13 protein-coding genes are annotated in these 11,961 nt (G+C 73.7%); 8 read left to right on the top strand and 5 right to left on the bottom strand.

The genetic code is table 11. The annotated features are described in order from the left end of the window. Positions 1-22: 22 nt before the first annotated feature. Positions 23-709, top strand: a complete 687-nt coding sequence (locus ACF073_RS32715; protein WP_392075062.1) for a response regulator transcription factor — start codon at positions 23-25, stop codon at positions 707-709. A 9-nt stretch (positions 710-718) separates the two neighbouring features. Continuing rightward, positions 719-2,146, top strand: a complete 1,428-nt coding sequence (locus ACF073_RS32710; protein WP_392075061.1) for a sensor histidine kinase — start codon at positions 719-721, stop codon at positions 2,144-2,146. A 46-nt stretch (positions 2,147-2,192) separates the two neighbouring features. On the opposite strand, the gene ACF073_RS32705 is transcribed toward ACF073_RS32710, so the two are convergent. After that, a complete protein-coding gene (locus tag ACF073_RS32705) occupies positions 2,193-3,191 on the bottom strand; it encodes a TAXI family TRAP transporter solute-binding subunit (protein ID WP_392075060.1) in 999 nt (332 codons plus the stop codon). A 106-nt stretch (positions 3,192-3,297) separates the two neighbouring features. Here ACF073_RS32705 and ACF073_RS32700 point away from each other — a divergent pair, with 106 nt between their 5' ends. After that, entirely contained in the window at positions 3,298-3,705 is a 408-nt protein-coding gene (locus ACF073_RS32700) for a MazG nucleotide pyrophosphohydrolase domain-containing protein (RefSeq protein ID WP_392075059.1), read from the top strand. A gap of 48 nt (positions 3,706-3,753) precedes the next feature. Here the strand turns inward: ACF073_RS32700 and ACF073_RS32695 are convergent, their stop codons facing one another. The 3 genes from ACF073_RS32695 to ACF073_RS32685 form a co-directional block, all read right to left on the bottom strand. After that, positions 3,754-5,187, bottom strand: coding sequence for a hypothetical protein (locus ACF073_RS32695; RefSeq protein ID WP_392075058.1), 1,434 nt, complete (start codon positions 5,185-5,187; stop codon positions 3,754-3,756). Positions 5,188-5,406: 219 nt separating this feature from the next. Next, positions 5,407-5,850 (bottom strand): MarR family winged helix-turn-helix transcriptional regulator, encoded by a 444-nt coding sequence (locus ACF073_RS32690; protein ID WP_392075057.1) that lies wholly within the window; start codon positions 5,848-5,850, stop codon positions 5,407-5,409. A 148-nt stretch (positions 5,851-5,998) separates the two neighbouring features. Further along, the gene (locus tag ACF073_RS32685; protein ID WP_392075056.1) at positions 5,999-6,358 is read right to left on the bottom strand and encodes a DUF6204 family protein; all 360 of its coding nucleotides are present in this window, start codon (positions 6,356-6,358) and stop codon (positions 5,999-6,001) included. Positions 6,359-6,534: 176 nt separating this feature from the next. Here ACF073_RS32685 and ACF073_RS32680 point away from each other — a divergent pair, with 176 nt between their 5' ends. From ACF073_RS32680 to ACF073_RS32665, 4 genes are all read left to right on the top strand, one after another. Next, entirely contained in the window at positions 6,535-7,077 is a 543-nt protein-coding gene (locus ACF073_RS32680; RefSeq protein ID WP_392075055.1) for a hypothetical protein, read from the top strand. Between the two features lie 267 nt (positions 7,078-7,344). Then, complete coding sequence (locus ACF073_RS32675; protein WP_392075054.1) at positions 7,345-8,034, top strand: hypothetical protein; 690 nt, start codon at positions 7,345-7,347, stop codon at positions 8,032-8,034. Continuing rightward, positions 8,034-8,708, top strand: coding sequence for an RES family NAD+ phosphorylase (locus ACF073_RS32670; protein WP_392075053.1), 675 nt, complete (start codon positions 8,034-8,036; stop codon positions 8,706-8,708). The genes ACF073_RS32675 and ACF073_RS32670 overlap by 1 nt, the downstream gene beginning before the upstream one ends. A 111-nt stretch (positions 8,709-8,819) precedes the next feature. Next, entirely contained in the window at positions 8,820-9,365 is a 546-nt protein-coding gene (locus tag ACF073_RS32665; protein WP_392075052.1) for a DUF1697 domain-containing protein, read from the top strand. A 48-nt stretch (positions 9,366-9,413) separates the two neighbouring features. Here ACF073_RS32665 and ACF073_RS32660 read toward each other — a convergent pair whose 3' ends face one another. Next, positions 9,414-10,673, bottom strand: a complete 1,260-nt coding sequence (locus tag ACF073_RS32660; protein WP_392075051.1) for a cation:proton antiporter — start codon at positions 10,671-10,673, stop codon at positions 9,414-9,416. Between the two features lie 417 nt (positions 10,674-11,090). On the opposite strand from ACF073_RS32660, the gene ACF073_RS32655 reads away from it, so the two are divergent. Continuing rightward, complete coding sequence (locus ACF073_RS32655; protein WP_392075050.1) at positions 11,091-11,816, top strand: IclR family transcriptional regulator; 726 nt, start codon at positions 11,091-11,093, stop codon at positions 11,814-11,816. The last annotated feature ends 145 nt before the right edge of the window (positions 11,817-11,961 follow it).

Here is an 11,961-nt window from a genome sequence, read left to right as displayed (position 1 = left end):
CGCTGAACCGGAGGGGGCCGGGATGAGACTGCTGCTCGTCGAGGACGACAACCACGTCGCCGCGGCCCTGTCGGCCGTCCTCGCACGGCACGGCTTCCATGTCACGCACGCGCGCAGCGGCGAGGAGGCGCTCCAGGCGCTCGTCCCCGAGGGGCCCGGTTTCGGTGTCGTCCTGCTCGACCTCGGCCTGCCCGACCAGGACGGCTACGAGGTCTGCGGCAAGATACGCAAGCGCACCAGCACCCCGGTGATCATGGTGACCGCGCGCGCCGACGTCCGCTCCCGCATCCACGGGCTCAACCTGGGCGCCGACGACTACGTCGTCAAGCCCTACGACACCGGCGAACTGCTCGCCCGGATCCACGCCGTCAGCCGGCGCACCGTCGCCGAGGAGGCCGTGCCCGACGGCGGGAGCGCCCTGCTGCTCGGCCCCGTCCGCATCGAACTGCCCACCCGCCAGGTCAGCGTGGGCGGGGCGGTGATCCAGCTGACCCGCAAGGAGTTCGATCTGCTCGCCCTGCTCGCGCAGCGGCCCGGCGTGGTGTTCCGGCGGGAGCAGATCATCAGCGAGGTCTGGCGCACCAGCTGGGAGGGCACCGGCCGCACCCTGGAGGTGCACGTCGCCTCCCTGCGCGCCAAGCTGCGCATGCCCGCGCTGATCGAGACCGTACGCGGCGTGGGCTACCGGCTCGTCGCCCCGGCCGCCTAGCGGGGACGGGTGCGCACACGCCTCCTTCCGCTGCTCATCGTCCTGCTGGCGGCCGTCCTGCTCGCGCTCGGCATCCCGCTGGCGGTCAGCGTGGCCGCCGCCCAGCAGCAGAAGGTCGTCGTCGACCGCATCGACGACACGGCACGGTTCGCCGCGCTCGCCCAGTTCGTCACCGACGGGCCCAGCGGATCCCGGCGCACCACCACGGACGAGCGCGGACAGACCCTGCGCAGCGAACTGGAGAGCTACTACGGCGTCTACGGCATTCGGGCCGGTGTCTTCTACCGCAACGGCTCGGCCATGGCCAATGCGCCGGGCGACTGGTACGTACCGCGGACGGGGGAGGTCCGCATGGCGTTCGACGAGGCGCTGCTCAGCAGGCGCAGCCACGATCCGCGGCAGGTGTGGCCCTGGCAGCGCGGCCGGCTCATCGTCGCCTCGCCGGTGATCCGGGACGGCGACGTCGTCGCGGTGGTGGTCACCGACTCGCCCACCGGGCAGCTGCGGTCCCGGATCCTGCGCGGCTGGCTGTTCATCGGGGCCGGTGAGATCGCGGCCATGCTGCTCGCCGTCGCGGCGGCGCTGCGGCTGACCGGCTGGGTGCTCAAGCCGGTACGGGTGCTGGACGCCACCACCCACGACATCGCCACCGGGCGCCTGAAGTCCCGGGTGGCCGCCGCCGGCGGACCGCCGGAACTCAGACGGCTCGCCCGGTCGTTCAACGAGATGGCGGACCACGTCGAGGACGTGCTGGAGCAGCAGCGCGCCTTCGTCGCCGACGCCTCGCACCAGCTGCGCAATCCGCTCGCCGCGCTGCTGCTGCGCATCGAACTGCTCGCCCTGGAACTCCCGGAGGGCAACCCGGAGATCGCCTCGGTCCGCACCGAGGGCAAGCGCCTGGCCGAGGTCCTGGACGACCTGCTCGACCTGGCGCTGGCCGAGCACGCCGAGGCCGACCTCCGGCTGACCGACATCGGCGCGCTGGCCGGGGAGCGGGTGGCCGCCTGGGCGCCGGCCGCCCGGGCCAAGGGGGTCCGGCTGACCGGCGACTGCCCGCCCACCACCGCCTGGGCCGACCCGATCACCCTGTCCAGCGCCCTGGACGCGGTGATCGACAACGCCGTGAAGTTCACCCCCGAGGACGGCACGGTCGAGGTGGCCGTCGCCGCCGACGGCGACACCACCACCGTCGTCGTCACGGACACCGGACCCGGCCTGACCGACGAGGAACTCGCGCGCGTGGGCGACCGGTTCTGGCGCAGCGGCCGGCACCAGAACGTGAAGGGTTCGGGGCTCGGCCTGTCCATCACCCGCGCGCTGCTCTCGGCGGGCGGCGGCTCGATCGGCTACGCCCACCACGAGCCGCGGGGGCTGCGGGTGACGGTCGCGGTGCCGAGATACTTGGAGAGGGGCGCGGGCGGCGCGGGCCTCGCGTAGACCGGCCGTCCCGGAGGGGGGACCAGGGTCCTCCCCGAACCTTCCGCTAGGGCTTCATCGACCGGTAGTAGCGCCGGGCGCCCTCCTGGAGGGGCAGCGGGTCGGTGTAGATGGCGGTGCGCAGATCGACCAGCTGGGCGGGGTGCACATGGTTGCCGATCCCGTCGCGGCTCTTGATCACCGTACGGGTCACCCACTCGGTCAGCCGGGGGTCCATGTCCGTACGGGTCACCAGCAGGTTGGACACGGCGATCGTCGGCACCTGCACACCCTGCTGCGCGTTCGGGTACGCCGACTCGGGGATGTTGGCGGCCCGGTAGTAGCCCGCGCCCGCGCCCTCGGTGTGCAGCTCGGTGACGAGCGAGCCGTCGATCGGCACGAACCGGAAGGCGCCCTTCTTCGCCAGCGCGACCAGGCCCTTGGTGGGCAGGCCGCCGGACCAGAAGAAGGCGTCGATCTTCCCCTCCTGCAGCCGCGCGGGACCGATGTCGATACCGTCCGCCACCGCCGAGATGTCCCGCCGCGGATCGATGCCCGCGGCCCGCAGCACCCGGTCGGCTATCAGCCGCACCCCGGAATCGGGCAGTCCTGTCGCCACCCGCTTGTGCCGCAGATCGGCGACGCTCCTGACGTCCGAGCCCCGGGGCACGATGAGGTGCACATAGTCGTCGTAGAGCCGGGCCACACCGCGCAGCCGGTCCGCGCCGCTGCCGTGCCGCAGCTTGTACGTCGCCACCGCGTCGGCCGCCGCGATGGTGAAGTCGGCCTGCCCGGTCGCCACCCGCTGGACGTTCTCCTGGGAACCGGCGCTGGAGAGCAGCTTCACCCTCAGGCCGGGCATGTCCTTGCCCAGCTCGGTGCGCAGCCGCTCCCCGTACTCCTGGTAGACCCCGCGGGAGGTGCCGGTGCTGAACACGATCGTGCCGCTCGGCGGCTTCTCGCCCAGCGGCAGCAGCCACCACAGCAGCAGCCCGAGGGCCACGACACCGACGGCCGTGCCCTGCAGCGCGCGGCGCCTGCCGACCCGGGGGAACACCTTGGACATGCGGCGATCCTGCCAGGCGACACACGGCCCTGACCAGGGCCGGGGTCACGTCGGGGCCGGATGCGGGCGCGGCGGCGCTGTCAGTGGGGGCCGTTAGAGTCGTCGCATGAGCTCCTCGCCCGCCCGCTTCGTCCAAGAGTTCCACCACGCCTTCGGCCTCGATGCCCGCAGCACGCCGACGGAGGTGGCGCCCGAACTGGCCGCGCACCGCGGTGAACTGCTCGCCGAGGAGGCGGCGGAGGTCGCCGAGGTCGCGGTGACGGGACCGCTGGACCGGCTCGCGCACGAGCTGGCCGACGTGGTGTACGTCGCGTACGGCACGGCCCTGGTCCACGGCATCGATCTCGACGAGGTGATCGCCGAGATCCACCGCGCCAACATGAGCAAGATCGGCCCGGACGGGCAGGTCGCCCGCCGGGCCGACGGCAAGGTGCTCAAGGGGGAGCACTACCGGGCGCCGGACGTGTCCGCCGTGCTGCGCGGCCAGGGCTGGATACCGGGCGGCGCGGTCTGACGGTCGCCGCGGCGCCCGCTGCGGCGCTCGCTCCGGCTCCCCTTACGGCTACGACGAGAGCGAACCGCCCGCCAGCTTCCACTCGCGGTGCAGGGCGCCCAGCGGGACGCTCCGCTGGACGACCGGGGTGCCGAAGATCGACAGCTGGAGCCGCAGGGTGCCGGACAGATCGACGCCGCCGAAGACGGCCCAGGTGCCGGCCGCCTTCGGGGTGCTGCCGTCGGAGGCGGCGGTGAGCGTGCCGGCGGCCTCGCCGCGCAGATAAGGGGCCAGGTCGGCGGTGACGCCGACGGCGCCGTAGAGGCCGACCGTGGCCTCGGCGCCGAGGGCCGTCTTCACGTTCCCGGCGGTGGTGACGGAGGCGCGTACGGGGGTGCTGGTCATGTCCGAGGAGCTGACCGGTGTCCAGCCCCTGGCCGGGCCGAAGGTGCCGCCCGCCTTGAAGTCGCCCTTCAGGCTCTGCTCGACGTCGACCGTGACCCGGCCGTCGGCGCTGATCTGGAAGTAGCAGGTCAGATCGAGGTTGACGACGACGGGGACCGGGCCGACCTGGAGGACGGGGTCGGCGTGCAGCTTGGCGAACGGGATCCGCAGCGGGGTGGTGCCGGTGGCCGCGGCGGCCTGTCCCCTGACCGCCCAGCCGGAGGTCCAGTCGCCGGACACACCGAGGTACGCCGATCCGGGCGGCGCGGCGGTGCCGGTGCCGCCGTAGGCGAAGTCGACCTGCGGCGCGACCTGGACGAAGCCGTGCACGGAGGCGCCGGCCGACACGGGGGCGTCCTCGGCGGTGGGCACCTCGGCGCTGACGTCGAGCCGGAGGCTGCCGAGCGGTACGGTCGCGCCCTTGGGGCCCGCGTGCACATCACCGGTCTTCGACCAGGAGACCTTCACGTCGGGCAGCAGCTTGTCGACGTCGAAGGACGAGGGGTCGACCGGCACGTCGCCCTTCGCGGTGCCGTCGCCCAGCAGCGCGTTGAGCGTGGCCGGCTCGGTCTGCACCTCGGTGCCGCCGGCCGTCTCTCCGACCACCTCGGTGACCTTGGCGAGCAGCCCGCGCGGTGCGCCCGGCGCGGGCGCGCTGGCGATCACGTCGCCCACGGCGGTCCGGTGCGGTGCGGCGGAGGATCCCGAGGAAGGAGCGGGCGAGCCGGGGGACTTGTCCTTCCCCCGCGGCTTGTCGGCGATGACCGCGCGCCGGGTGCGGCTGTCGTACGAGCTGACGGTGAGCGAGGTCTTGTGTGCCCGCGGCGCGGAACCGCCCGGACGCGCCGTGGCGGTCGCGGTGGCGGCGGGAGCGGCGGGGGCGGCGGCCACGGTGAGTGAGTGGTCCGGGCCGGCGGCGGCATCGGCGGTGGCCAGGACCTGCCGGTCCTGTCCGGTGGCCGGCTGCCCGGCGGCCGCCGGCGCGGGCGATGAGCAGGCCGCGGCCAGGAACAGCGTGGTCACGGCGAAGGCGGGCAGCAGGGCACGGCTGTGCCTCATGCGTCTGCGCAAGGTGTGGTCCTGTGTGAAGTGGGGGGTGGCAGAGAGGACCGACGCCGGTCCTACTCATGGGTAGAACCGGCCGGTAACTCGTTGACGAGCCATGAGCATGCCACCCCCTGCGCACGGGTCGCGCACAATCCGGCCACAACTCAACGTGACCTGCGCCACGGCGAGTTGCGGCCGGAACGGACCCGGCGTCCCGCCGGAAGGGCGGCCTCAGCGGCCCGTCAGGCCCGTGCCGCCGAGGCGGGTCAGCAGCTCCGCGAGGCGTGCGAGGTCGCCCGCGGGCCATGCCGGGCCGGCGAAGACCTCGGCGGCGGTCTCCTCCGCCGTGGCCCGCATCTCCGCCAGCCGCTCCCGGCCTGTTCCGGTCAGTGCCGCGTACGCCACGCGCGCGTCCCGGGCGTCCGGCTCCCGGGTCACCAGCCCGATCCGCTCCAGCGGGGCCAGTCCCCGGGTGACCCCGGAGGCGGTGAGCCCCAGTGCCTCGGCGAGATCGACCCGGCGCATCCGGCCGCCGGGCGCCTGTCCCAGCCGGAGCAGCAGGGTGAAATCGGCGAGGCTGACGCCGTGCAGTCCGCTCAAGCGGGCGTCGAAGCGCCGTACCAGCGCCGTCTGGGCCCGTACCAGCCGCAGCGACGCGTCCAGGGCCTCACTCATGGCCCGCCTGTCCCGACTTCCCCAAGTGCCTCATGTCCCTCAAGCCCTCACCATGCCCGTGCCATGCCCGTGCCCGTGCCATGTCCGTGCCGTGCCTCTCGGCAGGACGCTCGCCCATATCACTTGCCTCATCCTTGAGTACTCAAGCTTATGTGCCGGAGATGCGGGCGGCGCGGCGCTGCCGCTTGCCGAGGGGCGCCTGGGAGAGGTCCTCGGCGGTGGTCCGCAGGCGCTTGAAGCCGTAGCCCCGCTCGGTCAGCCACCCCGTCGCCGTCGCCTCGGCCAGCTCCGTAGCCTCCAGGATGTCCTCCTCTTCCTCTCCCGTGGCGGAGAAGCGGAAGACGAAGGCGGGCCGGGCGGCGATGTCGTAGGTGAGGTTCCCCTCGGGGGTGAAGGCGGAGCGCAGGACGTCGTGCTCGGCGGCGTCCGCCAGCAGCGCGGCACGCTGGGCGTCGGTGAGGGCGTCGAAGGCACCGCGGACGGTGATGCGGAAGGTTCGTGTACTCATTCGGCGACCTTAGGCACAGCACGGCAGGGCGTTCCAGTGGGTTTCCGGGTGGGCGCCGCCTGCCGGGGCTGGGCGTCGGCGGGGCGAAGGCCGGGCGACGTCCGGGCCGGCCGTTCACCCGGCCGGCCACCGCTGCTTCCCTGATCTCGGGACGGAACTACGGGGATGGAGGCGGGGTGGACATCGGGGATGTGACCGCGCCCGTGGTCGCGGTCGTCGGAGTCGTCGGGACGCTGCTCTCCGCGCTGCTGACCCAGCGCGCGGCCGACCGCAGCCGCCGGCGCGAGCGGGAGCGCGCGGAGGCGGTCCGGGAGCGGCGCCGCCAGGCCCAGGAGCTGCGCGCGTGCTACGTCGCCCTGAACACCTGCGCCCGGCAGTATCTGGCCGCGCTGACCGACCAGGTGCACGCGCTGGGCCGGGGCGAGGAGCTGCGGACCGTACGGCAGCGGCTCACGGAGGCGCGCGACCAGTACCGGGACGTGTACGCCGAGGCCCAGATACGGATGCCGGAGCGGGTCCTCGCACTCGCGGCCGGCCTCAGCCACGACCTCGGGGCGGTCTACGGCATGGTCCGGCGCCTGGACGACGGGGCCCCGCGGGCCGGCGACTCACCGGCCGCCGCGTGGGCGAGCATCGACGAACTGTGGGGCCGGCTGCGCCGGATGCGCCGCGAACTGCGCACCGAACTGGGCGCGTTCCGGGCGGATTCCGGGCGCTGAGGGGGCCGTGCGCGGGATCCGGTCGCCGGGGAGGCGGGGGACGGGCATAGTGACGGTGGTCCCGAGGACGGCGGTGAGTGCGCGGCTGCGGCGAAAACGGGGAGGCGGGCGCGGCGGGGGAGGCCCCGTGGAGGGGAGGCCCCGTGGACGGGAGGCCCCGCGCACCGGGCGGGACGCCGCGAGGGTGCCGGCGTCTTTCCTTCCCCGGGCCATCCGTCCGGCACGACCCGGAACCGCGGAGGCGGCGGACACAGGCAGGAGGGCGGCGTGAACGAGGAGGGGGCGGGGGCGGCGGAGCGGTTGTTCGTCCTGGTCGGCGAGTACCGGGACACCATCCGCGGGGCGCTGTCCGACGAGGAGTACGCGGAACTGCTGACCCGGCTGACGGAGCTCGCCGCGACGGCGCCGGACGACGAGCGGGCGGTCCGCAGGGCACTGCACCTGGTCATAAGGGCGCTGCTGCCACTGCCCTGGCATCACCCGGTGCGCCAGGAACTGGACTCGCCGCGACGGAGTGCGGCGCCGCCCGGACCGGGAGAGGGGACCGTGGCGGGCGCGCGGGAGCTGCTGGCCTGGTTCCGGCTGCCGTCCCCGGCGCGCGAACCGGCGTACCGTCCGGACCCCGAGCGGGACCGGCTGCTCGGCGAACCGGCCCTGTCGGCCGACGAGGCACGCGCCCGGTGCGGCGGGGCGCCGCCCCCCGAGCTGATCCGGCTGCGCGGTCCCGGCGACGGCGACCGCTACCCGGAGTTCCAGTTCACCGCGGCCGGCGGCCCTCCGTACGGGGTCGTCCTCGACGTCAACCGGCTGCTGCTCGCGGACATCGACCCGTGGGGCGCGGCGGCGTGGTGGTTCAGCGGCAACACCTGGCTGGGCGGCACCCCCGCCGCGCTGCTCGGCCGGCTCCCCGACCAGCGGCTGGCCGGCGCGGCCCGCGAACTCGCCGAGGGGGAGTGATGAGCGGCCTCTTCCCGATGATCGACCTGAAACTGCGTCCCAACCGCCGGGTGATCCCGGCCGGTACGGAACTGTGGCGGGTGCATCTGTCCCGGTACGCGCCGGACGAGTTCAATCCACGGCTCGCGGACATCCACTTCGACGGGGGCCGTTTCGACGGCACGGTGCTGGACCAGTACCACTGCCTGTACCTGGCGGAGAGCGCGCTGACGGCGCTGGCGGAGAGCGTGCTGCGCTCCCGGCCCTTCGACCTGCCGGCCGGCGACCGTACGATCCCCTACCGCACCGTCTGGCAGCGGTCGCTGAGCTGTCTGCGCACCCGCTCCGACCTCACCCTGGTCTCCCTGGTCAGCGGCGCGGATCTGGCCGGCGTCTGCCAGGACACCGCCTTCCTGGAGGACGAGAGCAACTACGCGCGGGCGCGGCGCTGGTCGAGCGAGATCCGGGCGCAGGCGTCCGACGCGATGGGGCTGATCTGGGAGTCCCGGCGCAACCGGTCCGAGCACGCGCTGGTGCTCTACCACGACCGCTGCGCGGGCCCGGCGGGCGCACCGCTGGAGGTGCTGCCCGAGCGGGGCGTCGCGGACCTAGGCTCCGCGGCGGGCAGGGAGCGGGCCAACGAGCTGCTCGCGCCGCTGCGGGCGAGGATCGCCGAGCCGGAACGGCCCGGCTGACGGGTCCGCCCGGAGCCGGGGGCGCAGTGTCCGACCCGCGGGCCCGGGGTGCCTGACCGCGAGCCGGGAGGGCCGGGTGCCCGACCGCGGGCCGTGTGAGACGTTGGGGCCATGACGAAGCACATCGCGCTGCTGCGCGGCGTCAATGTCGGCGGCCGTACGAGGATCGCCATGGCGGAGCTGCGCGGCCTGTTCGACGGTATGGGATTCGAGGACGTACGGACCCATCTGCAGAGCGGCAACGTGGTGTTCGCGGTCCCGGACGGCCGGCCCGCCGCGGAGCTGGCCGCCGGCATCGAGCAGCGGATCGCCGACGACCTCGGGGTCACCCTCTCGGTGCTCCTGCGCACCGGGGACTCGCTGGCCCGCACCCTCGCCGCGAACCCGTACCTCGGCGAGGAGGACGACCCGGCCAAGCTGCACGTCACCTTCCTCGCCCGGGAGCCGACCGCCGAGCAGGCCGCCCGCCTCGTGGTGCCGGCCGGTGAGACCGCCCGGTTCACGCTGGCCGGCGACGAGATCCACCTGCACGTCCCCGACGGGTACGGCAGGACCAAGCTCAACAACGCCTTCGTCGAGCGCCGGCTCGGCATCCCCGCCACCACCCGCAACTGGCGGACGGTGGGCGCCCTGCACGGGCTGGCCGCAGACGGCTGACCCGGGCCCCGGCCGCCGCGCGGCCGGGCCCCGGCCGCCCGGCGGGGATCAGCGCTTGGCGGCCGGCCGCCGGGCGTCACGGGCCGGCGGGACGAGGTCGTGGCCCTCGAAGGGGCGCGGACGGAAGAGGGCGAGGAGCGGTCCGGCCATCGCCGTGGTCACCACGGCCATGGCGACCATCAGCGAGTACAGCCGCTCGTCGAGGACGCCGAGTTGGAGACCGGCCGTCAGGATGATCAGCTCGGTCAGGCCCCGGGTGTTCATGAGGGTGGCGAGGACCGCCGACTGCCGTGCCGTGACACCGTGTGCCCGGGCGCTCAGGAACGCGCCGAGGAACTTGCCGCTGACCGCGACGAGCAGGATGAGGGCGAAGTCCCGCCAGCCGGACCGCCCCAGGTCCGACAGATCGACTTTCAGGCCCACGCTGATGAAGAAGACCGGCAGCAGCAGCTGGGCGCTCACCTGGCCGATCCGGTCGGTGATGTCGGCGCGCAGCCGCTCGGTGGATTCCTTCGGCATCACCACCCCGAAGAGGAACGCGCCGAAGATGAAATGCAGGCCGATCCGCTCGGTGGCCGCCCCCGACACCAGCAGCCCGGCGAGAACGGCCGTCAGCAGTACGGGGCTCAGCCGGCCGTCACCGGCGGCCACCAGCCTGCGCAGCAGCGGACGGACCACCCAGAGCATCACAGCGGTGTACGGGACGAGCAGCAGCAGGTACCACTGGTCGGCGCCGCCGCCACCGGCCAGCGCGACCACGGCCGCGAGCATGCACCAGGCGAGCACATCGCCGATCGCCGCACAGGCCAGCGCGAGACCGCCGACCGGGGTGTGCTGCATCTTCCGGTCCGTGAGGATGCGGGCCAGCACCGGGAACGCGGTCACCGACATCGCCGTGCCCATGAAGAGGACGAAACCGAGCCGGTTGTCCGGGGCGTCGGCGTCGGCCAGACCGAGGGCGAGCAGTGCGCCCAGTCCGAACGGCAGCACGATGGAGGAGACGGACACCGTGGCGGCGAGCCTTCCGGTGCCGCGCAGAATGGTCCGGTCGAGTTCCAGGCCGACGATGAACATGAATACGGCCATGCCGACATCGGCGAGAGCCGTGAGCATCGGCCGGATATCCATCGGGAACAGAAAGTCCGACAGCTTATGGCCCAGGAGAGTGGGGCCGAGTAATATGCCCGCGAGTACCTCGCCGATGACCGCGGGCTGGGAAAGTCTCCGTGCCACGGCGCCCAGCGCGTGGGCGAGCACGAGAATGAGGGCGAGGTCGGAAAAGAGCGCGAACAGCTGGTTCGTGGTCACCGGTCCCTGCCTTGATGACGGGCCGCAGGCGCTGCCCGGAATACGGTGAGGTGCCGCCGACGTGCGCAGCCATGCTTCGTTGTACGCGCCCGCTTTGTCAATGGCGGCCTATTCGGTGAAGGTGTCCGATGGCGGCGCTCCAGCAGCTGATTATGTGTATTTACCGGGATGCGCGGTGATCCACAGCAGGGTGGGAAAAGGGCCGGAAATTCCCTTGACCCGTGCCGTTCAGGGGAACGCGCCGGAGGAGGGAGGGCCGCCGTGGCCGCGGTGCCGCCGTGGCCGCACCGCCCGCGTCTGCGGCCCGGCCGGCCGGGGTAGTGACCCGGTGGGAACCGGCGCAGCAGGCGGGTCGACCAGCCCGCCGCTGACACTGCCGCCACTTGGCCACCACGGGGTGAGAACGGGGGACCTGCCATGTCCACTGCCGGGCGGGGGGTGCTGGAAGGGGCGTTCGCCCTGCTGGACTCGATCGAGGAGGCGGGAGAGGCGCGGCTGGCCGCGCTCGCGGCGGCCAGCGGGCTGCCGAAGAGCAGCGCGCACCGGCTGCTGGAGCAGCTGATCCTGCTGGGCGCGGTGGAGCGCACCGGGGGTGTGTACCGGATGGGCCCGCGCGTCTTCCGGCTGGGCAGTACCTGGCAGCCCTATCCGGGGCTGCTGGCCGCGGCGCAGGGCCCGGTGCGGCGGCTGGCGGAGGCCACCGGCACGACCGTGACGATCTGTGTGCTGCACGAGGGCCGCACCATGGCCGCCGCCGGAGTCCAGGGCGAGATCGCCGAGTTGGTGCCCGTACAGCCCGGCATGACCTGGCCGGCGACGACGGCAGCGGGCCGGGTGCTGACGGCCTGGGCCCCGCCCGGCACACCCCTCGGCCCGCTGCCGGGGACGTGGCGGCGGACGGCCAGCGACATCCGCGAGCGCGGCGCCGCGTTCGACCGCGAGGAGGTGCTGCCCGGGGTGTCCTGCGCGGCGGTGCCGTTGCACGGACCGCACGGCCGGGTGATCGCCGCGCTGGCCTCGATCGCGCCGGCCGGCCGCGATCTGAACGCGGCGGCGGACAGCCTCCACCGGACCGCCCGGGCGATCCGCACCGGCCTGTGCCGCACCGTCCCGCGACCGGCGGTGGCACGCCTGGGCGGGTGACGGCGGCACGCCTCGCCGGCTGACGGCGGCCCTCGTCGTCAGCCCCTCCGCCGTCATGTTCACTCCAAAGGCGTATCTGTGTTCCGCTGAGCGGAACTCCGCTCGACAACCCCGTGCGCCACTCGCGACCGTGGAGCCCGGCCCA

This window comes from Streptomyces sp. NPDC015171, from assembly GCF_043079545.1.
Taxonomy (GTDB): Bacteria; Actinomycetota; Actinomycetes; order Streptomycetales; family Streptomycetaceae; genus Streptomyces.
The sequence above is the reverse complement of the archived record's forward strand: the minus strand, read 5'-3'. Positions and strand labels throughout refer to the sequence as shown.